The 21,618-nt window shown below is 59.5% G+C and carries 21 protein-coding genes, 2 pseudogenes and 1 riboswitch; of the genes and pseudogenes, 19 read left to right on the top strand and 4 right to left on the bottom strand.

Translation table 11 applies throughout. The annotated features are described in order from the left end of the window. Positions 1–70 precede the first annotated feature (70 nt). From FCU66_RS26765 to FCU66_RS26725, 9 genes and pseudogenes are all read left to right on the top strand, one after another. Positions 71–997: a LysR family transcriptional regulator gene (locus FCU66_RS26765; protein ID WP_136617906.1), complete on the top strand. Its 927-nt coding sequence runs from the start codon at positions 71–73 to the stop codon at positions 995–997. Positions 998–1,195: 198 nt separating this feature from the next. Continuing rightward, entirely contained in the window at positions 1,196–2,629 is a 1,434-nt protein-coding gene (locus FCU66_RS26760) for an NAD-dependent succinate-semialdehyde dehydrogenase (RefSeq protein WP_136617852.1), read from the top strand. A gap of 6 nt (positions 2,630–2,635) precedes the next feature. After that, positions 2,636–4,180 carry a fumarate hydratase gene (locus FCU66_RS26755; RefSeq protein WP_136617853.1) on the top strand — a complete coding sequence of 515 codons (1,545 nt, stop codon included), beginning with the start codon at positions 2,636–2,638 and terminating at the stop codon, positions 4,178–4,180. Between the two features lie 69 nt (positions 4,181–4,249). Next, the gene (locus FCU66_RS26750; RefSeq protein ID WP_136617854.1) at positions 4,250–4,747 is read left to right on the top strand and encodes an Lrp/AsnC family transcriptional regulator; all 498 of its coding nucleotides are present in this window, start codon (positions 4,250–4,252) and stop codon (positions 4,745–4,747) included. A 159-nt stretch (positions 4,748–4,906) separates the two neighbouring features. Further along, positions 4,907–6,313: an aminotransferase gene (locus FCU66_RS26745; RefSeq protein ID WP_136617855.1), complete on the top strand. Its 1,407-nt coding sequence runs from the start codon at positions 4,907–4,909 to the stop codon at positions 6,311–6,313. A 674-nt stretch (positions 6,314–6,987) separates the two neighbouring features. After that, complete coding sequence (locus FCU66_RS26740; protein WP_136617856.1) at positions 6,988–7,713, top strand: autoinducer binding domain-containing protein; 726 nt, start codon at positions 6,988–6,990, stop codon at positions 7,711–7,713. A gap of 100 nt (positions 7,714–7,813) precedes the next feature. Further along, positions 7,814–8,435 (top strand): annotated as a pseudogene (locus FCU66_RS26735) (acyl-homoserine-lactone synthase). A 1-nt stretch (position 8,436) separates the two neighbouring features. Further along, entirely contained in the window at positions 8,437–8,688 is a 252-nt protein-coding gene (locus tag FCU66_RS26730) for a transcriptional regulator domain-containing protein (RefSeq protein WP_136617857.1), read from the top strand. 121 nt (positions 8,689–8,809) lie between these two features. Beyond that, positions 8,810–9,238: a DUF2285 domain-containing protein gene (locus tag FCU66_RS26725; protein WP_136617858.1), complete on the top strand. Its 429-nt coding sequence runs from the start codon at positions 8,810–8,812 to the stop codon at positions 9,236–9,238. Between the two features lie 29 nt (positions 9,239–9,267). Here the strand turns inward: FCU66_RS26725 and FCU66_RS26720 are convergent, their stop codons facing one another. Beyond that, complete coding sequence (locus FCU66_RS26720) at positions 9,268–9,519, bottom strand: DNA -binding domain-containing protein (RefSeq protein ID WP_027033327.1); 252 nt, start codon at positions 9,517–9,519, stop codon at positions 9,268–9,270. Between the two features lie 125 nt (positions 9,520–9,644). Between FCU66_RS26720 and FCU66_RS26715 the strand changes: the two genes are divergently transcribed. The 3 genes and pseudogenes from FCU66_RS26715 to FCU66_RS26705 all read left to right on the top strand — a co-directional run bounded on the left by FCU66_RS26715 (position 9,645) and on the right by FCU66_RS26705 (position 10,628). Beyond that, the gene (locus tag FCU66_RS26715) at positions 9,645–9,857 is read left to right on the top strand and encodes a helix-turn-helix domain-containing protein (RefSeq protein WP_097571932.1); all 213 of its coding nucleotides are present in this window, start codon (positions 9,645–9,647) and stop codon (positions 9,855–9,857) included. 217 nt (positions 9,858–10,074) lie between these two features. Then, positions 10,075–10,320 carry a helix-turn-helix domain-containing protein gene (locus FCU66_RS26710; protein ID WP_136617859.1) on the top strand — a complete coding sequence of 82 codons (246 nt, stop codon included), beginning with the start codon at positions 10,075–10,077 and terminating at the stop codon, positions 10,318–10,320. Between the two features lie 133 nt (positions 10,321–10,453). Next, a pseudogene (locus FCU66_RS26705) lies at positions 10,454–10,628 on the top strand (helix-turn-helix transcriptional regulator). A gap of 6 nt (positions 10,629–10,634) precedes the next feature. Here FCU66_RS26705 and FCU66_RS42875 read toward each other — a convergent pair. Further along, the gene (locus tag FCU66_RS42875) at positions 10,635–10,928 is read right to left on the bottom strand and encodes a hypothetical protein (protein ID WP_136617860.1); all 294 of its coding nucleotides are present in this window, start codon (positions 10,926–10,928) and stop codon (positions 10,635–10,637) included. 329 nt (positions 10,929–11,257) lie between these two features. Here FCU66_RS42875 and FCU66_RS42870 point away from each other — a divergent pair, with 329 nt between their 5' ends. The 5 genes from FCU66_RS42870 (at position 11,258) to FCU66_RS42580 (ending at position 16,275) form a co-directional block, all read left to right on the top strand. After that, on the top strand, positions 11,258–11,581 hold the full coding sequence (locus FCU66_RS42870) for an ArsR/SmtB family transcription factor (protein ID WP_136617861.1): 324 nt from the start codon (positions 11,258–11,260) through the stop codon (positions 11,579–11,581). Between the two features lie 57 nt (positions 11,582–11,638). After that, a complete protein-coding gene (locus FCU66_RS26690) occupies positions 11,639–12,976 on the top strand; it encodes a serine hydroxymethyltransferase (RefSeq protein WP_136617862.1) in 1,338 nt (445 codons plus the stop codon). A 54-nt stretch (positions 12,977–13,030) separates the two neighbouring features. Next, a complete protein-coding gene (gene metK, locus FCU66_RS26685; protein ID WP_136617863.1) occupies positions 13,031–14,206 on the top strand; it encodes a methionine adenosyltransferase in 1,176 nt (391 codons plus the stop codon). Between the two features lie 100 nt (positions 14,207–14,306). Further along, a complete protein-coding gene (locus tag FCU66_RS26680) occupies positions 14,307–15,299 on the top strand; it encodes an adenosine kinase (RefSeq protein WP_136617864.1) in 993 nt (330 codons plus the stop codon). Between the two features lie 376 nt (positions 15,300–15,675). Further along, positions 15,676–16,275 carry a cold-shock protein gene (locus FCU66_RS42580; protein WP_136617865.1) on the top strand — a complete coding sequence of 200 codons (600 nt, stop codon included), beginning with the start codon at positions 15,676–15,678 and terminating at the stop codon, positions 16,273–16,275. Between the two features lie 259 nt (positions 16,276–16,534). Here FCU66_RS42580 and FCU66_RS26670 read toward each other — a convergent pair whose 3' ends face one another. After that, complete coding sequence (locus tag FCU66_RS26670) at positions 16,535–16,999, bottom strand: Ros/MucR family transcriptional regulator (protein WP_136617866.1); 465 nt, start codon at positions 16,997–16,999, stop codon at positions 16,535–16,537. 244 nt (positions 17,000–17,243) lie between these two features. On the opposite strand from FCU66_RS26670, the gene FCU66_RS26665 reads away from it, so the two are divergent. Together FCU66_RS26665 and FCU66_RS26660 are read left to right on the top strand one after the other, a co-directional pair. Continuing rightward, the gene (locus FCU66_RS26665; protein WP_136617867.1) at positions 17,244–17,546 is read left to right on the top strand and encodes a DUF982 domain-containing protein; all 303 of its coding nucleotides are present in this window, start codon (positions 17,244–17,246) and stop codon (positions 17,544–17,546) included. Positions 17,547–17,817: 271 nt separating this feature from the next. Next, on the top strand, positions 17,818–18,066 hold the full coding sequence (locus tag FCU66_RS26660) for a DUF982 domain-containing protein (protein WP_136617868.1): 249 nt from the start codon (positions 17,818–17,820) through the stop codon (positions 18,064–18,066). Positions 18,067–18,777: 711 nt separating this feature from the next. Here the strand turns inward: FCU66_RS26660 and metE are convergent. After that, a complete protein-coding gene (gene metE / locus FCU66_RS26655; RefSeq protein ID WP_136617908.1) occupies positions 18,778–21,108 on the bottom strand; it encodes a 5-methyltetrahydropteroyltriglutamate--homocysteine S-methyltransferase in 2,331 nt (776 codons plus the stop codon). A gap of 116 nt (positions 21,109–21,224) precedes the next feature. Beyond that, positions 21,225–21,424, bottom strand: a riboswitch (cobalamin riboswitch). Positions 21,425–21,618 lie beyond the last annotated feature (194 nt).

Below are 21,618 nucleotides of genomic sequence, written 5' to 3'. Positions count from 1 at the left end.
CTTGCCTGCCATCTCGTTTCGAGATAGATAAATAGCACTGGGGAACATGCCCCGGTTGGATTTGTTCATCGTGGACATCAGGCAGTTAAGATACTTTGTCGGCGTCGTCGAGGCCGGCAGTTTCACGAAAGCAGCTGCGACCCTCAACGTTGCTCAAAGCGCTCTAAGCCTGCATGTGCGTCAACTGGAGGAGGGATTCGGCACCCAATTGCTGGTTCGCGATAGGACTGGTGTCAGCGTCACGGCGTCCGGAGACAAGCTGCTTGAGCGCGCGCGGATCATCCTGAAGGAAATTCAGCTCACTGAGGCGGAATTGACCAATACAGCCGCTTCCCCTGCCGGGGAGGTGACCATTGGCATTCCGTCCGGAGCCGCTCGCGTCCTTAGCGGCCCCCTGCTTGAATCAGTGAGAACCGAACTGCCGAGGGTCTCACTAAAGATGATCGAGGGTATGACGGGACCCCTGGAGGAGTGGATGGCTGCTGGACGCTTCAATCTGGCAGTTCTCTACCGCACCGCGGACAGTGTGGGGCGAATGACAGTCCTGGCGCGCGAAGACCTCTGTCTGGTGGTGCCGTCAGGTGAGCCGCCTTTCGAAGAGTCGATATCTCTGGCGGACCTGCATGCGTTCCCGTTGGCGGTTCCCATGCGCAATAACAACGTCAGGCGTTCGGTGGCTGACGTCGTCGCACAACACGGCTGCGCGCTGGATGTCAAGTTTGAAGTGGACTCGCTCTCAACTATCATCAACATGGTCATAGAGGGAAAAGCCCATTCTATTCTCGCCCCATCGGCCGTTCAGAAAGAAGCCTGTCAGGGGCTGGTCCGGACGGTCAAAATCGTCGATCCGGTGATTACCCGCGCCGTCGTACTTGCTGTAAATCCGAAAGATGAGCGTTCTGCGGCCGTGTCCGCGGTCCGCAAGCTCATCCCCAAGGTCGCCAGAGAATTAATTGAGAGCCGGGGCTGGGCAGCCGCGGCTCCTGACGCGGCCTGATAACCCTCGACCTATATGGCAATGCCATGACCTCTTGCGGCGATCAGAATCAGATCGATCTGGATTCCAGATGGATTTCGGCAATATTCGATATTTGACCTGGCGCGACACTCGCGATGAAACTGGCTCAGGCGAGTTACCGGGTTCGGTATCGAACGGCGCTCGTATGGCAAGAATTCACTTTGAGTGGAGCACGCGATGGTCGACGCCAGGAGCTACGAGCTCTTCATTAACGGCAAATGGCGAGCCGGTGGCAGCAAAGCAACATTGCCGGTGATTAACCCGGCGATGGAGAAGGTATTTGCCTCGGTGGCTTCGGCGACGGTGTCCGATCTGGATGAGGCCCTCGCTTCGGCAGAGCGCAGCCGCAAGGCGTGGTCCTCACAGCCAGCCAAATATCGTGGCGAGATCCTGGTAGCAGCCGCAAGAATTTTGGCAACGAAGATTGAAGCAGCAGCCAGGGACCTGTCGGCCGAACAGGGAAAGACGATTGCCGAAGCGACAGGTGAGTACGCACGCGCCGTCGAAACACTGGAGTGGAACGGCGAGCACGCCGAAGAGCTGTCGGCCCCTATTCCGTTGGGCCCGAACCGGATGATCGTCCCCGAGCCCCTTGGTGTCGTTGCTGCCTTCACGCCCTGGAACTATCCGGCCGTTCTCATAGCCCGCAAGCTCGCCCCCGCGCTGGCGGCAGGCTGCCCGGTGATCCTCAAAGGGGCTGAAGAGACACCGAGCGTTGCTGTCCATATCGTTGAATCGTTGCGCCAAGCAGGCATCCCCGACGGCGTGGTCAATCTGGTCTTCGGTGTTCCGGTGCATATATCGCGGCATCTCCTGAGTTCCCCAACCGTGAAGGTCTTGACTTTCACCGGTTCAACGGCGGTTGGAAAACAGCTGGCCATGCTCGCCGCGAATAACTTGCAGCGCTGCATTCTTGAACTCGGTGGGCACTCTCCGGTTATTGTGTGCGAGGATGCCGACCTGGCAAAGGCCATACCCGCGATCTCGGAATACAAGTTCGAGTGCGCGGGCCAGAGTTGCAATGCGCCCAGCAGGATTCTTGTCGCTCGGTCTCTCTATGAGCAATTCCTGTCCCGGATGACGGATGCGGCCCGCAAGATAAAGATCGGCGCACCGGACGACCCTGCAACGGACATGGGTCCGATGGCAAATGCGCGGCGAATCGAGGCCATGCAGCGTCTGACCAAGGATGCGGTCGATCGTGGCGCCCGCATCGAGACCGGTGGAACCCGCCTCGACGGACCGGGCTTTTACTGGCCGCCAACCATCCTAACGGGTGTGCCAAAGGATGCCAGAGTGCTTCATGAAGAGCCGTTCGGGCCGATCCTCACGGTGGCGCCGTTCGACACGCTTGAGGAGGCCATCGAGGAAGCCAACGCCACCGAGTACGGCCTGGCCGCCTATTTCTTCACCGGCGCTGCCGATGCGCAACAGAAGCTTATCAACAGTCTTTCAGCAGGCGCTGTCAGTGTGAATTACCTGAAAGGGGTTTCCGCGGATGCGCCCTATGGGGGCGTCAAACAGAGCGGCTATGGATATGAAGGAGGCGAGCAGGGAGTGCGGAGCTTCCAGATCTTGAAAATGGTCAACGGCCTCAGCTCATTTGGATGAAATCCGGTGGGAAATAGAACACGGACCATAGCCGGCAAGGACATCACAAGGAGCGTGGCCGACGCCCTTCAGTACATCTCGTACTACCATCCTCCAGATTATATCCGGTCTCTTTCGCAAGCATACGCGCGCGAACAGAGCCCGGCGGCGAAGAATGCCATCGGGCAGATTCTACTGAATTCCCGCATGGCGGCCTTCGGGCGGCGGCCGATCTGCCAGGACACCGGCCTTGTGGTGGTCTTTGCAAAAGTCGGCATGGAAGCCCGCATCGAATCAACGGTCAGTTTCGCAGATCTCGTGAATGAGGGCGTCCGTCAGGCATATCTCGATCCTGACAATCCTCTTCGGGCATCGATCGTTGCCGATCCGCTCGCCGGACGGGTCAACACCCGTGACAACACGCCGGCGGTCGTCCACGTTGACCTTGTGCAAGGTAACCAGATTGAGATCACCATTGCCGCAAAAGGGGGCGGGTCGGAGAACAAAGCACGTTTTACCACCTTGAACCCCAGCGCCTCCGTTTCCGACTGGGTGATTGACACAGTATCGACGCTTGGCAGTGGGTGGTGTCCGCCCGGCCTGATCTCCGTTGGCATCGGTGGTAGCGCTGAAAAGGCGATGCTGCTGGCCAAGGAGGCCATGAACCAGCCCATCGATATGGCGGAATTGATTGCCAGGGGGCCTTCAGGCGCGGAAGAGGCACTGCGGATTGAACTTTATGAACGGATTAACGCGCTGGGCATCGGCGCCCAAGGCCTTGGTGGCCTGACGACAGTCGTCGATGTCAAGGTTGCGACCTATCCTACCCATGCGGCGTCCAAGCCCGTGGCGCTCATTCCGCAATGCGCCGCCAACCGGCACTTGAAGTTTACTTTGGACGGCTCTGGACCCATCAGGCTTCAGCCGCCCGATTTGCGCGAATGGCCCGACCTTGGAACCGACGAATTGAGTCCAGCCGGCGTGCGAAGAGTCAACCTCGATGCGTTGACCAAGGAAGAGACGGCATCGTGGCGCTGTGGTGAAACGCTCCTTCTGTCCGGAAAGATGGTGACAGGCCGTGACGCTGCCCACAAGCGAATCGTCGAGTTGATTGACGCCGGCAAGCCGCTTCCGTTCGATCTGCAGGGACGCGTTATCTACTACGTTGGCCCCGTCCGCGCGGTGAGAGATGAGGTCGTCGGACCGGCTGGCCCAACAACCTCCAGCCGCTTGGACGATTTTACGGACAAGGTGCTCGCCGAAACCGGGCTTTTCGCGATGGTCGGCAAAGCGGAGAGGGGGCGGGCGGCCATCGAGTCGATTATAAGACACAAAACGCCGTATCTCATCGCAGTGGGTGGGGCTGCCTACTTGATATCAAAATCAATCAAGTCAGCGCGGCTCATTGCCTTCGAAGACCTGGGCATGGAAGCAGTCTATGAATTCGAGGTGCAGGATATGCCTGTCATCATGGCTGTCGATGTTGAGGGAAACTCCATTCACAATTCGGGGCCTCTTGAGTGGCGTAAGCGCATGGCGGCGGACAGCATCGCACGCAACATCGGCGTTTGAGCGTTCCCGGCCAGGCTCGGTTGGTTGGCGTCAGTTCCATTGTCGACAACGGCTTAAGAGCACAAGGTCATGAAGTCGAAACCCAATCCTGCGCGCCTGGACGCTTGGGACTTCCGGATTCTCTCAGAGATTCAGTCAGACGGCCGGATCTCAAAAAGCGAGCTTGCAAAACGCGTTCATCTTTCGGCGTCGGCCTGCTCGGAGCGGCTCCGTGCACTCCAGACAGCAGGGATTATTGAGGGGTTCTACGCGCGGCTGAGTCCGGCCCTCATCGGCGGCATGGTCTTTGTCATGGTGGAGGTCGTGCTGGAACGTCATCGCCTCGAGGACCAAAGACACTTCGAGACTGCGATCGGAGAATTTCCGGAAATCCTGGATTGCTGGGCTATCGGGGGACGGATCGATTATCTGATGCGCGTCGCATCTCCGTCTATGGCCGCGTATCAGGATTTCATGGAGGGACTGCTGCAGGCAGGCCTAGGGATTGATCAATATTACAGTCTTGTCGTGACCAAACCAGTCAAATCCAATTCGCCGATTCCCTTGTCCGCACTAAAGCAACAGTGACCCAAGTCTTGGTTTCCACGGCTTTTGATCCCGATTCCGCGAAATCGTCGGCTAAGGACATGCATTCCCGCGAAAGTTGAGGGGCGTTTGCGGTATGCTAATTGCTAAGGAGGCGGCTGACCGAGTGCCCTCCGCCAATCCATCGCGAGGAGAGGGACCATGCGCTTGAGCAATCTGGGGACCGAGCAACTCAGAGAGAAGGATCGAAGCTTCGTCTTTCATCCGTCTACGCATCTGGCCAAGCACAGCCGAGGCGAGACGCCAAACCGAATTATGGCCGGTGCGGAAGGCGTCTATATCTGGGACACCGAGGGCCGAAAGAGCCTCGACGGTTTCGGCGGGCTCTACTGCGTCAATATGGGATATGGCTGCACGGAAATTGCCGATGCCATTGCCCGGCAAGCACACGAATTGCCGTTCGCCCATGTCTATGCAAGTCAAGGAACAGAGCCAGTCGCCCTCTTGGCAGAGGCCGTCGTCGAATATTTTGGTCAGAACATGCGAAGGGTCTTTTTCGGCCTTTCCGGCTCCGACGCCAACGAAACCAACATCAAGCTGGTCTGGTACTACAACAACATTCTGGGCCGCCCTGAAAAGAAGAAGATCATCTCGCGACATCGTGGCTATCATGGGTCTGGCTTGGTCACCGGGAGCCTGACAGGCCTTGCCTTCTTCCATAATTTCTTCGACCTGCCGCTGGACTTGGTACGCCATACCACGACGCCGCACCACTATCGCCAGGCGCATGACGGCGAAAGTGAGGAGGCGTTCTCCCGCCGTTGTGCCGACGAACTTGAAGCCCTCATCCACGCTGAAGGCCCCGAGACCGTCGCAGCTTTTATCGGAGAGCCGGTGCTTGGGACAGGCGGTATCATTCCACCCCCAAAAGGATACTGGACCGCTGTCCAAGGCGTGCTCGACAAGTACGATATCCTGCTGATCGCCGACGAAGTGGTCTGCGGGTTTGGACGAACCGGTGAGAAATTCGGTTCCCACCTCTATGGCATGCGGCCCGACTTCGTGACCATCGCCAAGGGGTTGAGTTCCGCCTACCTGCCCATCTCCGGGTCAATCATTGGCGACCGCGTCTGGTCGGTCTTGGAACAAGGAACAGAGAAGCATGGCGCCCTCGGCCATGGCTGGACATATTCGGGTCACACGCTTTGCGCTGCGGCCGCGCTCGCCAATATTCGACTCCTGAAGGAAAGAAACATCTTGGAGCATGTCCGCGATGTCGGACCGTATTGGCACGCCCGCATGAATACCGAACTGGCCGGACACCCCATCGTCGGCGAGGTTCGTGGTGTCGGAATCCTCGCCGCAGTAGAGCTGATGCGGGATCCAAAACAAAGGATACCGTTTGAACCCGATCTTCAGGTCGGCGTTCGCGTCGCCGCTGCTCTGTTCGAGAACGGTGTCATCGGCCGCGCCATGCCGCACGGCGATATCCTCGGCTTTGCCCCGCCTTTGATTATCACCCGGAAGGAGATCGACATAGTCGTCGACGCAACCGCGAAATCAGTCGAGACGACCTATCGCGCGCTGAAGTCCGAGGGTGCGATATGAAACTTGAGAGCGCCGACGGAAGCGAGCCCCGAGTTCAACGACATCCCGGTACCCAATGTGGTGGTCACTGGGAGGAACTTTCCCACGGACCAGACGCTTTGACGCCAGCCTGTCGTTAGGACTGGTTACCATTGGTGTCCCATTGATGAGGACGGGTTGACAGCGCATTTCGCGCCGAGCCGACCGAAACTGCTAAACTTCAAGCCGTCAGATTCTAAGCATGCTTCGGATGACTTCGATCGCAACCGGTAACCAAATCAGTTCTGCCGCCGCTGTCCTGTTGCCCAACGACCAGGACGTTTGTGCGGCGCGCCCTGCCGGTGTACCTCCCCGCCGGCAGGGCGCCTTTTTTGCCCCGCTGGATCAGGATGATTGTAGCGCGTCCGCAATCGAGAGTTCGAGAAGGAGGTCATCTGCATATCCGGATGCCACATCGAGCGTCGATATTTCTATTACACCATGGCAACCGCCCACAATCGCAGTTTCCGACGCGCGGCTGACGGCAGCCGGCGTGGAGGTCGCACGCATCTCCCTTCACATGACCCAAGGTCCGGGGAGTAGTTACCGCGGTGAATTCTCTCCAGCGTCGAATATCTTGGGGGGCGAGTCTTCTCGCCGTAGCTGCCAAGAAGCCAGAAAGTCCCATGTCTAATTGAAAACAGCCGCAGGAGAAAATGCAGCTCGTCTTCGAAACTTTGCTGGAACAGTTGTCTTTGAGCGTTGATGAAGTCGACTTCCATAACGCACTGGCCAGCGCCGCCGGTGCCTTCGACATTCCCGCATTCGCCTATCTGTCTCTGGTGTCTGATCGCGTCACCAAACCCAGGCTGATATCGAACTATAATTCCGGCTGGACGTCGCACTACTTGCGCCACCAATATGAAAGGATTGATCCGGTCATAGAACGGGCACGGTGCAGCGAATGTCCCTTTCAGTGGGGACTGGGTTTCGGCCATGCCGGCATTTCAAAGCGACAGCAACAGCTTTTCGACGAGGCTGCCGAATTCGGCATCTGCTGCGGACTGACGATACCACTTGTCGACCGCCGCGGCGGTGTCGCTGCGATGACCTTCGCGGCAGACAAGCTCGATCCGACCTTCCTGCGCACCGCCGAGCAATATGAGCAAGCGCTCGAGATTATGGCAATGTGTTTTCACATTGGCGTTCGCCGCAAGCTTTCGGGTGGGCTGGCGGTGGATGGTGTTTCGCTGACGCCTCGTGAGTACGAATGCCTGCAATGGACGGCAAAGGGCAAGTCCGCCTGGGAGATCGGCTGCATCTTGGGGATCAAGGAGCGCACGGCCGCTTTCCATCTGGACAATGCCAAGAAGAAGCTCGGCGTGCGCACCAAAAATCAGGCGGTGACGCTGCTGGCCTCCTCACGATCATCAATTCCCTGAGGAACAAAATCTCTCTTTATTCCACCTGTGCAAATGCACAGGCAGTCGCGGCATGAAGGTTCGCCTCCAATGGCAGGGTCATATCTGCGAGGAGACCATCATGATTGAGCTTATTGCGCCCGGCTGGTACGGCGCCTTTGCCGACGAACTAATACACCGCCTGCGCTACCGCGTCTTCAAGGAGCGGCTCGACTGGAACGTGCGCACGACCGGGGGCTTCGAGATCGATTCAATCGATTCCCTGAAACCGCACTATCTTGTGTTGCGCGATTCGGCCAGTCGCGTCGGGGGCGGCGTACGCCTCCTGCCCTCGACGGGGCCGACGATGTTGCAAGATGTCTTTTCGAGGCTGTCGGAGGGGAGAACGGTACCCGAGGAACCGAGTGTCTGGAAAAGCAGCCGTTTCGCCCTTGATCTTCCACCGTCTGAACCGAAGGGCAGTGGGAACATTGCTGCTGCCACCTATGAACTCCTCGCCGGCATGATCGAGTTCGGTTTGTTGCGGCGGCTTACCCATACCGGTTACAGATTTGCGCATGGAGCGAATCCTGCGTCGCGCCGGATGGCCGCTGGCCCGGATCGGTCAGCCCCAGACAATCGGCACCACGCGCGCCGTTGCTGGCTGTTTGGATGTCTCAGAGGAGAGCCTTGCTGCGGTCCGCCACAATGGCAGTCTTGGCGGTCCCGTACTGTGGGCGCCGGTGCTCTGCACGGGCGCCTGACATGGCTATGATAGGTAATGACGCCGACTGGCCGGACTGGCAGGATGAGAAATCTTATCGCTATACGCGGCACCTGACGCGACGCGGCTGGGCCTGGGAATTCCTGCGGCGCAATCCGGCCTTCCAGCGTGACTGCAGGCACGCGCTTGAGCAGGCAGAATTTGCAGAAAGGTGGTTCGAGGTAGAAGTGGTGAGATCGTCGCTCGATCTCACGCAGTGGGGGCTCCTGTTTCGCAAGCTCGTTAGGGCCTGATGCGGCTGTGTTCTGGTGCTCCCGCCAATGCCCGCATGTCCTGCCGGTCATTGCGAAAAAGGCACTGTCGCCCGGAACGCTTTCGTTTGATCTCGCTACATTGCCATGTCAGGCGGCACTCATGATCACGGCGGACGGTCGACAGCACGTCATGCTGCGAAATGCTCACCGGGACCTCCAACTTGTCGTGGAGGGCGCGGAGGTTTTGCGCCCCGTTCGGCTCTCCGTCGACGCGATCTGGCCCGCCGATCGGATGAGGCAGCACCTGAATGCGCTCGAATGCCTTAATGCTCTTCACGCGACCGGACAACTTCCCGACAGGCTGTTTCCGCCCGAAGCGCGCGCTAGCCGTCTGCGCTTTGTTCTTCAGGCGCTCGACGGCTCGCTAGGCGGGGCATCGCATCGCCAAATCGCAATGGCCCTGTTGGCTCGACAACGCGTCCAGGCCGACTGGACGGATCCGCGCAACCACCTTCGCGATCGAATTCGCCGTGCCGTCCGGCGCGGTCACATGCTCATGGATCGTGGCTATCGGGATTTCCTCGTCTAAGATGATTGGAATAGCTCACCTGGAGCCGCTCAGCGCGCGAACAGTTCTTTGTATCCAGTCGTAACCATCCAGTTTGCCCGATCGAGATGGCTGCGAACCGCCATTCGAGCACGCTCAGGTTCTCGCATCGGATCGATGCCGAGGACGAGCTGCGCCATCTCGTCTTCGCTGGCGTCGTCGGCGGACGCGTCCAGGAGCCTCATATAGATGGTGAAGTGCTCATTGTCGTAAGCGGTCAGGCTGTCCGACCAGGGGACTTCGTCTTGGACTTTGCGTTTCATCGCGACCCTCTTGCCGGTTTGGGGTTTGTTGTGATCGGGCACGGCTTCTCCTCGGTCGGCTCACCATAGCGAATAGGAACGATCGTTCCTAGAACGATAGTTCCGGTTCTGGTCCCTATCTCGCCATGGACCTCACGGAAGTCATGGCGATCAACATGCGTCGTTTGCGCCATGATCAGGACCTGACGCAGGAAGAATTGGCTGCCCGCGCAGAGCTGAGCATGCGCTATGTGGGCTCGATCGAGCGTGCTCGGGTTTCGGCAAGTGTCAGTGTGCTTGGCCGGTTGGCAAAAGCGCTTGACGTTGATCCTTGTGAGTTGATTAGGCCGCCGCAGTAACAAAGGCGATCCGGCCCCATCCCGGATTGCCGAAATCGATCTGGATGGCGCGCAACCGCCGCCCATGAACTGAGCCCGCTTTTCTTCGACATGGTCTCGACCATACAGTTTGCTCCATGGTGCGGCTTGCCTTGTGGATTGCAAATATATCCTAAAATGGGATAATCCGAAACTGGGATTAGTCGATGAGCCGGTTCCCTTCTGGCCGGTTCATCTGATGCCGAAATCCCTTCGTTCGCCCCGCCAACGCCGGCTGCTGGAACAGCTGATAGCGGCGCGCAAGAACAAGGGCTTAACCCAGGCCAAGGTTGCCGAAGCGCTTCGCCGCCCACAGTCTTTCGTGGCCAAGTATGAGGGCGGTGAACGTCGCATGGACGTCATTGAGTTCCTCGACGTAGCGGAAGCGCTCGAAATCGACCCTTGCGAGGTTCTCGCACATGTGCGTCGCTTGCGTGACCGATAACTCGTGCTGTGCTTGGCTCGAGCGACCAACGTGTCAAATCGCATCCCTGGATTTACTGCCCCCCGCGGCAGATGGTTCGGGCAAATCGATGACAAGGTCCGTGATCCGCTGACCCGCGCATGGAGCGCGCAAGCTGGTCGGACGAAATGCTCGCAGGATCGGAGAGAAGACCGGCTCGACGCAGGAGCAGCTTGCCGAGATCTCTGGCTTCAGCCAGCAGTACATCAGCGGGCTGGAGAAGGGCAACAGGAACCCCACCATCGTCACGTCCTCCGTGTAGCCATATCGATCTGGTGCGACCTGACTGACCAGGATTAAGCGCTATTGGAGATGGCGCCGACGCGCCGCGGACATTTCGAGCGCATCCGCCGTGTAGATGATGCTGCGCGCACTCGGATAGGCGAAGAGGCACGACGTGCTGCCAGTCGCGCCGCCAGCTTCGAGTGATCGCCGGGTATCGCCGGCCCGGTCGCCGGCCTCGAAGTCCTCCAGACCCTCCGTGCCGGCTTGCCGTTCGCGCCACGGCAGATAGCGCTGAGCGTCGGCACGACGGCTTTGCGATCCTTCTGTGATACGAAATCAAGTAAATGGCGGATCAGGTGCACCATGCAGGTTAGCACTGCCGCCTGGGGAAAAGTGCGCCGATCGCCTCCCCCTCTTGGCCAAGCAGTTCGCCAGCTTGCCGTCTTACCAGCACCTCGCCAATCTCGTTGCGTTCTTGTTTAGGCGTTGCAACAGATCCTTCAAGGAAATTTATGGAATCTTTGCGACCGCAAATCGCTGTCAATGTTACGCTCACCACAACTTTCAAGTTCAGTGGCGGCAGAAACCTGGTGTCGTTTAATGTTCCGCCGCCGGACAGCATCTGCGGAGAGCGCGAAATGACAAAGCCGGCAGGACGAGGGTTCGGTTCTTCTATTTGGCGTCGTGCCGACCAATGAAGATACTTGTCGATCGCCTGATGACAGCAGCGCATCCTGATCGCCTTCGGATCCTGGGCCTTTGCGCACATGCCGACCTCACTGTCCGCGAACTGGCGGAGATTCTCGATCTTCGTCGGGAGCGCGTTGCGCGACACGTCCAGATGCTCGCCAGAGCTGACTTTCTTTGCCGCAATCGACAAGGTCCTTGGTGCTCATATCATCTCAATGCAGGAGGCAAGGACAGAGGGTTGGTTCAATTCCTGGTCGATCTCCTGCCCCACGACGATGGGTATCATAAGCGCGACCTGGAGCGGCTCGAGGCGGCACAAGACGCGTGATCGAAGGGGACTGCTGCTTGATCGTGGAATAGATTAAGCCAATGGAGCGCGACTACCATGGACAACTCCGCTGACGCAGCCATCGCAGAGCCCGGCACATACGGACGGTCTTCCTTGATCCACGTCGATTGCCGCGTTCACGAACTGCTTCTAAGACAGGAGCGGCAGGAACGGACAACGCTCAAACTCATCGCATCCGAGAACTTTGCCTCTTCGGCCGTACTGGAAGCGACCGGCTCTATATTCACGAACAAGTATGCCGAAGGGTACCCGGGTGCGCGCTACTACGCGGGAAACGAGATCGTCGATGAGCTTGAGACCCTCGCCATCGAGCGCCTGAAAGCGCTCTTTGGCAGTGAGCACGCCAACGTCCAGCCTTATTCGGGCTCGCCAGCCAACCAGGCTGTCTATCGTGCGCTTTTGAGCCCCGGTGACAAAGTCATGGGCTTGCCTTTACCCGAAGGCGGCCATCTGACTCATGGTTGGTCCGTCAACTTTTCCGGCACTGATTATCAACGCGTCCCATATGGGCTGCACGAACAGACGCAGCAAATTGACTATGACCGCTTGCGCGAGACCGCCAGGCGGGAACGGCCGAGACTGATTTGGGTCGGCGGAACTGCCTATCCGCGTGCCTTTGACTACGCGGCAATGGTAGAAGTCGCTCTGGAGGCAAACTCCTATCTCGTCGCCGACATTGCGCACATCAGCGGCCTGATTGTCGCTGGAGCGCATCCGAATCCCGTGCGCCATTGCGACGTCGTCACCAGCACGTCTCACAAGTCGATCCGCGGCCCCCGTGGAGGCTTTATTTTGTCGAAGAATGAAGATCGCTATCAGGCGCTCTATCATCCGACGAGCAAATATAATCTCGCCAGACGGATTGATCGCGCGGTGTTTCCTCAACTGCAAGGTGGGCCGCACATGAATGTCATCGCCGCGCTAGCTGTTGCTTTGCAGGAAGCCGCGACCCCCTCTTTCCGTACCTACGGTCAGCAGATCGTCAAAAATGCCAAGGCTCTGGCCGAGGCGCTTCTGGACCGTGGTTATGACCTGGTCACCGGCGGGACTGACAATCACATGCTGATCCTTGATCTGCGGGACCGGCCGCTATCAGGCAAAGCCTATGCCGAGCGCCTGGCCAAGGCAGGCATCATTACGAACTTCAACATGGTGCCGGGCGACCCGCGCGATCCAGCGGTTACAAGCGGGATCCGGTTAGGGTCGCCGGCAGTGACGTCCATGGGCATGCGTGAGGGGGAAATGGTGCAGATCGCCGCTTTTATTGACTCGGTCTGCCGCCAGCCCGACGACCCAGAAGTTCATGCGAGCGTACGAAGAGACGTTGCTAACTTCTGCACTGCGTTCGACGTCCCCGGCATCCCCGACCGGTAAGCCACCCCAATCCAGAAACTCCCCACCTTCCAACACTTGCAGCGAGGACATTCCATGACCAGGCAGTTCGTGTTTTCTTCCGAATCCGTCGGCGCGGGACACCCCGACAAGATGGCAGATAACATCTCCGATGCCATCCTCGATGCCATCCTCCGCACCGACCCGAAGGCGCGCGTCGCCTGTGAAACGTTGGTGAAGACAGGGATGGTCGTTCTGGCTGGCGAGATCACCAGCTACGCGGAAATCGATTACAGCCAAGTCGCCCGCGATACGATCCTCGATATTGGCTACGACGACGATGCCATCGGCTTTGATGGTCGACGTTGCGCCGTTGTTCTGGCTCTCACCGAGCAGTCGCCCGACATAAGCCAGGGCGTTGACGAAGGACGAGGGCAGGATCTCGAGCAGGGGGCGGGGGATCAGGGCCTCATGTTTGGATTCGCATGCAACGAGACCGATACATTGATGCCGTTGCCGATCCAACTCGCTCACCATTTGACGAAAAGACAGGCAGAGGTCCGGAAAACGGGACAGCTTGGCTGGCTGCGTCCGGATGTGAAGTCTCAAGTGTCCGTACGCTACGAGGGTCTCCGCCCGGTGGCGCTGGACACCATAGTCCTGTCAACGCAGCATGACGCGGCGGTCTCCCAAGATACAGTCCGCGAAGGCGTCATTGAGGAGATCATCAAGCCGCTCTTGCCGCCTGACTTGGATACTTCGGGGATCAGATTTCTGGTCAACCCAACAGGGCGGTTCGTCGTCGGTGGGCCTGCCGGCGACTGCGGCCTCACTGGACGCAAGATCATCGTCGATTCTTACGGTGGAACGGGGCGTCACGGCGGCGGCGCCTTTTCGGGCAAGGACCCATCCAAGGTTGATCGCTCGGCGGCCTATGCCGCCCGGTATGTCGCGAAGAATATCGTCGCCAGCGGCCTTGCGGAGGTCTGCGAGGTTCAGCTTGCCTACGCGATCGGCGTGGCCAGTCCGGTTTCTGTCATGGTCAACACCTTTGGAACCGCAAGGATTGAGGAAAAAAGGATCGAGTGCCTTGTTCTTGAGCTGTTCGATCTCCGACCGAAAGGCATCATCAAGATGCTTGATCTCTTACGCCCGATATACCGCAAGACTGCGACATACGGACACTTCGGCCGTGAAGAGCCTGAGTTCACCTGGGAGAAGACGGACAGAGCCGAGGACCTGCTGCGTGAAGCAGGACCGGCAGCTGCGTGAGGGCCGCTGGATCAAGCGCATGCGGCAACCCATTTCAACTCGCTAGACCCGCGCCTGGCCGGCATGGCAGAAAGCCGGTGGGTAGTTGGCGGAGACATTGATGCCGGACTATGACGTGCTTTGCATCGGCAATGCCATTGTCGACATCATCGCCCAGTGCGACGAGGACTTCCTCGAGACCAACGGCATCATCAAGGGTGCGATGAACCTCATCGATACCCAGCGCGCCGAACTGCTCTACAGCCGCATGGGCCCGGCGATCGAGGCCTCCGGCGGCAGCGCCGGCAACACAGCGGCCGGCGTCGCCAGTTTCGGCGGGCGCGCCGCCTTCTTCGGCAAGGTTTCGAACGATGCGCTCGGCGAAATCTACGCCCACGACATCCATGCGCAAGGCGTCGCCTTCGACACCAGGCCGCTCAAGGGCCTGCCGCCGACGGCGCGCTCGATGATCTTCGTCACCCCCGACGGCGAGCGCTCGATGAACACCTATCTTGGCGCCTGCGTCGAGCTCGGGCCGGAAGATGTCGAGGCCGACAAGGCTTCCGGCGCCAAGGTCACCTATTTCGAGGGCTATCTGTGGGATCCGCCGCGCGCCAAGGAAGCGATCCGGCAGACGGCGAAGCTGGCGCACGCAGCCGGCCGCGAGGTCTCGATGACACTCTCGGATTCGTTCTGCGTCGACCGCTACCGCGACGAGTTCCTCGACCTGATGCGCTCGGGCACTGTCGACATCGTCTTCGCCAACAGCCACGAGATCAAGTCGCTCTACCAGACGTCATCGTTCGACGAGGCGCTGGCGCAGATTCGCAAGGATTGCCGGATCGCCGCCGTCACCCGCTCGGAAAAAGGCTCGATCATCGTTCGCGGCGACGAGACCGTGGTCATCCAGGCAACCACGATCAAGGAACTGATCGACACGACAGGCGCCGGCGATCTCTACGCCGCCGGTTTCCTGCATGGTTACACGCAAGGCCGCGACCTCAAGGCCTGCGGCGATCTTGGCTCGCTGGCGGCCGGATTGGTGATCCAGCAGATCGGCCCCAGGCCACGGCAGAATTTGCGCCGCGAGGCTGAGCAGGCGGGGTTGATTTAGCCGGGCGATTTAATGACGAGCTGCCCGTCTGCCCTCCTGCAGGCTGTGCGGAAAAAGTGCGCGTAAATCGAAATGTCGGATGCGCATCCGCGTGAGACGGCAGCCCGCGGCATGCCGTGATCGATAGGTTGATGCCGTTGTCGCCCTCCAGTGCGAACCTTCTGCCTTGCGATGCAGGGGAGCTTTCCGTTCAGCAGCTCGATCCGTCGCATATAGTGCTCACTCGCCATCGTCGACTCGTGTGGCAACAGATCGGCCGGGATCGTGATGCGATCGAGCGGGCGAAGCGGCCAACTGGTGAATTGACATCAACGCATCGCCGATTGAGATTATCCTGCCGGGAGCGCAGTGCGTTGTTCAAGCCAGTCGGACGATCATGGGCAAATACAAAGACCATCGTGAGCCACGCCGGCATCGTCATGACAATGACGCGGTTTCTTTTTCCGAACGGTCTTCCGAGCCAAGCTACTTTCAGCGTTCGTCCACTGTAACCGCGGATCCTGTCGACGCCGAAGTGGTGTGGTTCAACACCAGCAAGGGTTTTGGCTTTGTCAAATTGCAGGAGGGCATCGAGGCCTATCTGCACATCCGGGTGCTGGAGGCGGCCGGGAGCCGCGGTGTTTCCGAGGGAACGCGTCTCAAGGTCACAACGGAAGAAAGTCCAAGAGGTCATCAGGTCGCGCAAGTGCTGGAGGTCAGCGATCAGACCGCGAGAACTCAGCTACATACGCGTCGCACTGGAGAGTCCACCGCCGGGACGAGTGCCCAGCTGGAGAGCGAGGCCACGGTCAAGTGGTACAATCCCCAAAAGGGCTTCGGCTTCATTGCTCCTGAAAACGGTGAGAAGGACATCTTCGTTCATGCCACCGCGCTGACCCGCTCAGGACTGAGCATGCTGATGGAGGGTCAGAAGGTGTTTGTCCAATACGGGCAGGGCAAGAAAGGCCTGGAAGTTCGGAGCATTCGCCTCGCTTAGAGCCAAATGCGTTGGCCCTACCGAAATCGCGCCTCAGACAAAGAAAAAGCCCGCTACCGGGAGGAGGTGGCAGCGGGCTCGATTTAGAATGAGACGCGGGAGGAGGTGCGCCCCATTCAGCGTCGGCACCACATCTGGGAGGAGTAAATGGCCGACAACATGATCATACCGATTGCCGCGGATATTGCAACGCACAAATTTTATCTCGCGAGTGCGAAAAGGATGTCTGATCCGCTTAGCCCATCCTGAAAAAGTGCGGTCAGGCTGCGGCTTTTTTGCGGGGACGCTTGGCAGGTGCCGGCGTTCCCGGTTCCTTCGGCTTGCGGCCCAGACCCATCGTCTTGGCCAATGCCGAGCGCGCCGCAGCGTAATTCGGCGCCACCATGGGATAGTCCGCCGGCAGCTCCCATTTCGCGCGATATTCGTCGGGCGTAAGGCCATAGTGGGTAGCCAGGTGACGCTTGAGCGACTTGAACTTCTTACCGTCCTCAAGGCTGAAAATGTAATCGGGTGTAACCGATTTTTTGATCGGTACGGCAGGCTTGAGAGCTTCTGACTTTTCTGGTGCGGCACCACCAGCAGTGCCTTTCAATGCGATGTGTATCTGGCCGATAAGCCCAGGCAGTTCACCGACGGGAACCGGATTGTTCGAAACATAGGCTGAGACGACATGGGCGGTGAGTTCGATGAGGTTGTCGGCTTTGCTCTCGGTTTCGTCGGTCATGAAAACGCTCCTGCGGAATTAGACTAGCCGGTTAAGAATCACTTCATAGCTTAATAGTGACGACCGCCTTTGATGGCAACCAAGCCATTGCATGATGTGTTGGCGGATCGCTGCACGCCCGGTCGCCGTCACGGATCTTCCTCTTGAACCGTCATCGCCCTGACAACACATTGTGCCAGGGTCGCCGTGTCGATGCGGCGCCTCTTCACCGCAAATTGGCTATTTAGAAAGTTGGGAGAAACCAATGAACGCTGAGGCTTTCAGCAGCCCCCTTTTTGTGAAGCGCGCAACGCACATCATCCAAGAGATTGCCGGCCTTGCGGATGCAATCGATTTTCTCAACGAATGGCCGGAAGACCGCAGAGACCTGATCCACGAAGCCGCCCTGAGGGCATGCTACGATGCATACGATGGGCGCAAGCCGGTAAGCACGGCGCGCAATGCCTTTTTCGGCTTTGCGAAGCGGGTCGCCATATTGGAAGATGCAACCACCGCGATGCAGTGGATCGCCGCCTGCAGATCGGGCAGTGGAAAAGTGCAGGTGTAGACATCGACGACATGTTTGAGACTGGCGAGGCGCGTCAAACAGTGCACTATGTCCAGGTTTCACAGCTAGACCACGCGAATGAGAAGCAGTTCCTCACCATCGACTGCACAACCGCAGATCGCACGCAAGCTGACCATGGCCGGACGCGCCTCATGGCGATCGCTTGCCCGCCAATGGCCAGGCTCAATGGCGCAGGTGCAGCGGTCGCGTTCGGCTGAGTTAAGAAATGCGACCCGGGCTGTTTGCCGCATAGTGGCTGTGGAGGAGGGGGATGACCGGGTTGATCAGATTTGAGAGGCCAGTCGTAGTTCAGCTTAGCCGCCGCAGCTCGGAGCGTGTCGTGTTCGACGTCAACGACGCGGCCGCTATCTTGATGCGGGATCTGCATCATGAGACCGATAAACGCAGGATAGCGATGGACACCTGTCTGCAGGTGTTACGCGGTAAGACCCATCCACCAGCCGCTCGACGAGCTTTCGTCGCAGCCGCACTCGAAGCACGCATTCTGCGCAGCGATTGAGATTTGGGACGCCGCTCGTGAATTTCGGCCATCTGCGCATCGCGATTGAGCGCGGTCCGAATACCTCTGCCGGCCTCGGCCAGGAGCAAGCCAACCCCGCTCTTTCCGCGACGGCTTTCCTAGTCCGGCGCCTGATCTTCCACCATCAAAACACAAGGGTCCGCCAGCCAGCTGCGGCCGCTCGGCTTCGCCGTCGCGGTGATCGTGATTGCAGCCAGAGGAGACGGAGCCATCGAGCGGGAATTGGCCCGCTGCAGATGGCAGAGCGTCGGCCGCTTCAACAGTCTCCGGAAGTGCCGTTTGAACCTTCCCCCAGCTTGGCCCTGCATCCGATTTCCCGGAACACGCTCCGCGGACCGGCGGCGCGTGATCGCCAATGCCTCTCCCGATGGTCGGGACCGGGGTTCGGCGACCAAGGTCGGGGAGATGATAGTGATGCTGGATTATCCCAATCCGGAATAATCCGAAACTGGCTGGCGGTGAGCCGTCTCGTTTCTGGCCGGCTCATTTGAGACCGAAGCCTGCTTCGATCGCCGCCAACGCCGGCCTCCGGAACAGTTGACTTCGAGGCGCCGCAACAAGGGCCTCGGCCAGGCCAAGCTTGCCGAGGCGCTTCGTCACCGGCAGCACGATTTTTTTGGGTGCGCCGGAGACGCCCCTCGATCGTCCGGTGTGGCGTTGCCGCTCACCGCCGGCGAGTGTGACCGAGCCCTACGCGGTCTGCGCTTTTTCCCGGATTGCGCGTGCCGCAGCCACCATGTTCACCAGGGCAGGGCGGACCTCCTCCCACCTGCGCGTTTTGAGACCGCAGTCGGGATTCACCCACAGTTGGCCATCCAACAATCGCTCGCGCGCAAGCATGATGAGGTTGGAAATCTCGCCCACTTCCGGGACCCTCGGCGAGTGAATGTCATAGACGCCAGGACCGATCTCGTTCGGATACTTGTAGGTTCGAAGCGTATCGAGCAGTTCCATCTGCGAGCGCGAGGTTTCAATGGAGATCACATCGGCATCCATTGCGGCAATCGCGTCCACGATATCGCCGAACTCGGAGTAGCACATATGGGTGTGGATCTGGGTCGCATCGCCGACCGCCGTTGAAGCCAGCCGGAAGCATTCGACGGCCCAGTCGAGATAGGCCTCCCAGTCGGCCTCGCGCAGCGGCAAGCCCTCGCGCAGTGCGGCTTCGTCGATCTGGATCATCCTGGCGCCGGCCTTTTCGAGGTCGCTCACTTCATCGCGAATGGCGAGCGCGACCTGGCGGCAGACGGCTGAGCGGGCAAGGTCGTCTCGGACGAAGGACCAGTTGAGGATCGTCACCGGGCCGGTAAGCATGCCCTTCACCGGCTTTAGCGTCAGCGACTGGGCATATCGCCACCAGTGTAGTGTCATCGGCTGTTGTCGCGACACATCGCCAATGATGATCGGGGGTCGCACAAAGCGCGAGCCATAGCTCTGCACCCACCCATGCTGCGTGAAGGCAAAGCCGCGGAGCTGCTCGGCGAAATACTGCACCATATCGTTGCGCTCGAATTCGCCGTGGACCAGCACGTCGAGTCCGATCTCTTCTTGCCAGCGAACGGCGGCTTCTATCTCTTTTTTCAGGAAGGCCTCATAGTCGACGTAACTCAGCTCGCCCTTGGCATGGGCTGCCCGCGCCTTGCGAACCTCGGCTGTTTGCGGAAACGAGCCGATCGTCGTGGTGGGGAAGGATGGCAAGCCAAACGTGTCGCCCTGAAGCTTGGAGCGCACGTCGAATGCGCTCTTCCGGCGCGTCATGGCGACCTTGATGCTGGCGACCCTACCTTCGACGAGCGGATCATGCACCTTAGCGGATGTCGCGCGAGCGGCGGCAGCCTCAGCCGACGCCTCTAGTTCGGCGGCGACCGCGTCCCGGCCTTCAGCCAGGGCACGGGCGAGCACGACCAGCTCGTCGGTTTTTTGCGCCGCGAAGGCGAGCCACGATTTCACGTCCGCATCGAGTGCCGTCTCCATGTCCAGGTCGATCGGCACATGCAGCATCGAGCAGGACGGGGCGATCTCCACGCGGTCCAGCGGCCAGCCGGCGACGATCGGCTTGATGCGGTCAAGTATGGCAGGCAGGTTCGCGCGCCAGACGTTGCGGCCGTCGATCAGCCCGAGCGAGAGCACAAGGTCCTTCTGCGCGAGCCGGCCGACGGTCTCCAACTGCTCTGGAGCGCGCACGAGATCGACATGCAGTCCCGCCACGGGCAGAGAAATTGCGGTCTCGAGATTGTCTCCCAGCGATCCGAAATAGGTAGCGACTATGATCTTCAACTCCGGTGCTGCTTTTGACAGCCGGCAGTAGGCGAGTTGGAGCGCATCCCGTTCGTTGGGAACCAGATCGACCACGAGCGCCGGCTCATCGATCTGCACCCAATCGGCTCCCGCGAGCTTCAGCCTCCGCAGGAGCTCCTCGTAGACGGGCAGCAGCCGTGGCAGGAGCGCGATAGGGTTGAAACCTTCCTCAGGTGACTTCGCCAACTTGAGAAAGGTAACCGGTCCAAGCAGGACCGGGCGCGTGTGGATGCCGAGCGCCTTGGCCTCGAGGAAATGATCGACCGGTTTCGCCGACGAGAGGGCAAAGCTCTGATCGTCCGTAAGTTCCGGCACAATGTAGTGATAGTTGGTGTCGAACCATTTGGTCATTTCCATCGCGGCAAGGCCATGCCCGTTGGCCGCATGCTCGTCACCGGCATGTCCACAATCAGCGGCCTGACCTTGGTTGCCGCGCGCCATGGCGAAATAGGTATCGAGTGGGACCTCGCCGTCAGTCCAGGTGTATCGTGCCGGCACGGCGCCGACCATGGCGACGGTGTCGAGCACATGGTCATAAAGCGAGAAATCGTTGGACGGGATTTTCGACACGCCGCGATCGTGCTGCTCCCTCCAGCCAGCGGCACGCAGCGCCTTCGCTGTCGCGAGCAGGTCGGCAGCGGGCGATTTTCCGGACCAGTAGCTTTCAAGCGCGAATTTCAGTTCCCGCCGTCGACCGATACGCGGCACGCCGAGCGTTGCCACAGGAATTTGTTGAGAGACAGTCATGCCATACCCCGATGGTTGGGGCGTGGGGACAAGGAACGCGCGAGCAGGCGGCACGAAGCCAGGCTACCGCGGCCACCGAGACACCCCGCCCGTGGACGTTGTTCGTCGTGGCAGGTCTCCTGGCTCGCGGGTCAAAGCCTCTGCCCGTCTTCCCGAGGCCGTTCGCCTCAGTGACACCAATGGGCTTGGCTCGCCGCTAACAGTTGCGGGGGCAGCGCCGGCATCGCACCGGCTTCCCTCTTAGCTCCGCTACGGCAGTGCCGCGCGGAGAACCATGACATGCGCACAATCACAGCAGCTTCGCTCCTTGTCAATACATATAACGAGATGTTTATGTGATGATGCGAATAGTGCCCTTGCGCTGATCGGTCTCTTTCTCCCAAGGCCGTGTACGATGCGGCCTCACATCAGTGCAGGCTCGGAGAGATCCTTGTCCCCATCGGCGACGCCGGATCAGATCGAGGTCGCCGGGCTCAAGAGCGTAAA

Origin of the sequence: Mesorhizobium norvegicum, assembly GCF_004919685.1 — a bacterium.
GTDB lineage: Bacteria > Pseudomonadota > Alphaproteobacteria > Rhizobiales > Rhizobiaceae > Mesorhizobium > Mesorhizobium norvegicum.
Note: the sequence above shows the minus strand (reverse complement) of the source record. Positions and strands in the feature narration are given on the sequence as shown.

Excerpts from the sequence above, each read along its gene's own strand:
- FCU66_RS26665 (WP_136617867.1), top strand. The coding sequence starts at position 17,244 with ATGAACGCTGAGGCTTTCAGCAGCCCCCTTTTTGTGAAGCGCGCAACG.
- FCU66_RS26710 (WP_136617859.1), top strand. The coding sequence starts at position 10,075 with ATGCCGAAATCCCTTCGTTCGCCCCGCCAACGCCGGCTGCTGGAACAG.
- FCU66_RS26745 (WP_136617855.1), top strand. The coding sequence starts at position 4,907 with ATGCGCTTGAGCAATCTGGGGACCGAGCAACTCAGAGAGAAGGATCGA.
- FCU66_RS26680 (WP_136617864.1), top strand. The coding sequence starts at position 14,307 with ATGCCGGACTATGACGTGCTTTGCATCGGCAATGCCATTGTCGACATC.
- FCU66_RS26760 (WP_136617852.1), top strand. The coding sequence starts at position 1,196 with ATGGTCGACGCCAGGAGCTACGAGCTCTTCATTAACGGCAAATGGCGA.
- FCU66_RS42870 (WP_136617861.1), top strand. The coding sequence starts at position 11,258 with ATGAAGATACTTGTCGATCGCCTGATGACAGCAGCGCATCCTGATCGC.
- FCU66_RS26670 (WP_136617866.1), bottom strand. The coding sequence starts at position 16,999 with ATGACCGACGAAACCGAGAGCAAAGCCGACAACCTCATCGAACTCACC.
- FCU66_RS26750 (WP_136617854.1), top strand. The coding sequence starts at position 4,250 with ATGAAGTCGAAACCCAATCCTGCGCGCCTGGACGCTTGGGACTTCCGG.
- FCU66_RS26715 (WP_097571932.1), top strand. The coding sequence starts at position 9,645 with ATGGACCTCACGGAAGTCATGGCGATCAACATGCGTCGTTTGCGCCAT.
- FCU66_RS26725 (WP_136617858.1), top strand. The coding sequence starts at position 8,810 with ATGATCACGGCGGACGGTCGACAGCACGTCATGCTGCGAAATGCTCAC.
- FCU66_RS26730 (WP_136617857.1), top strand. The coding sequence starts at position 8,437 with ATGGCTATGATAGGTAATGACGCCGACTGGCCGGACTGGCAGGATGAG.
- FCU66_RS26740 (WP_136617856.1), top strand. The coding sequence starts at position 6,988 with ATGCAGCTCGTCTTCGAAACTTTGCTGGAACAGTTGTCTTTGAGCGTT.
- FCU66_RS42875 (WP_136617860.1), bottom strand. The coding sequence starts at position 10,928 with ATGGTGCACCTGATCCGCCATTTACTTGATTTCGTATCACAGAAGGAT.
- FCU66_RS26660 (WP_136617868.1), top strand. The coding sequence starts at position 17,818 with ATGACCGGGTTGATCAGATTTGAGAGGCCAGTCGTAGTTCAGCTTAGC.
- FCU66_RS42580 (WP_136617865.1), top strand. The coding sequence starts at position 15,676 with ATGGGCAAATACAAAGACCATCGTGAGCCACGCCGGCATCGTCATGAC.
- FCU66_RS26690 (WP_136617862.1), top strand. The coding sequence starts at position 11,639 with ATGGACAACTCCGCTGACGCAGCCATCGCAGAGCCCGGCACATACGGA.
- FCU66_RS26720 (WP_027033327.1), bottom strand. The coding sequence starts at position 9,519 with ATGAAACGCAAAGTCCAAGACGAAGTCCCCTGGTCGGACAGCCTGACC.
- metK (WP_136617863.1), top strand. The coding sequence starts at position 13,031 with ATGACCAGGCAGTTCGTGTTTTCTTCCGAATCCGTCGGCGCGGGACAC.